Origin of the sequence: Acinetobacter sp. (assembly GCF_036666595.1) — a bacterium.
Taxonomy (GTDB): Bacteria; Pseudomonadota; Gammaproteobacteria; order Pseudomonadales; family Moraxellaceae; genus Acinetobacter.
The window spans coordinates 1-583 of sequence record NZ_JAVWVO010000124.1 but is presented as its reverse complement, the minus strand read 5'-3'; the positions used below and the strand labels follow the sequence as shown (position 1 = coordinate 583).

1 protein-coding gene is annotated in these 583 nt (G+C 38.9%); it reads right to left on the bottom strand.

The features are described from left to right. Positions 1-102: 102 nt before the first annotated feature. The coding region (locus RR876_RS17135; RefSeq protein ID WP_332637206.1) for an IS3 family transposase at positions 103-583 on the bottom strand (481 nt) is incomplete at its 5' end.

Genomic DNA, 583 nt, shown 5'->3' with positions numbered 1-583 from the left:
CTTAACCAATCGTGCGGGTTGTATTCACATCTATAGGAAGCTTCGATTAGTATGTGGCAGAGTTCTGTAGCCTATAGCACTGATTGAATAGCCACCAAAATTCTAGACACACATAACCATCTTTTGATGGGCCTTTTCATAATCTAATGGAGAACGTTGTCCATTGGAACCATGTCTTCGTTTTGAGTTATAAAACATTTCAATATATTCAAATATATCCGCTCGAGCATCTGATCTAGATACGTAAATTTTCTTCTTAATACGCTCTCGCTTTAGCAGTTGAAAGAAGCTCTCAGCAACAGCATTATCATGACAGTTTCCTCTGCGACTCATGCTACATTCTAGATTATGTTGTTTAACGAATGCTTGCCATTCATGGCTGGTATATTGGCTACCTTGGTCAGAGTGGATCAGAACTTTATTCTGTGGTTTTCTCCTCCATAGCGCCATCAATAATGCACCTAGCACTAGATCTGTTGTCATTCTCGATTTCATAGACCAGCCAACAACAAGACGTGAAAATAAATCAATCACCACAGCAAGATATAGCCAACCTTCATGTGTACGAATATAAGTAATGTCA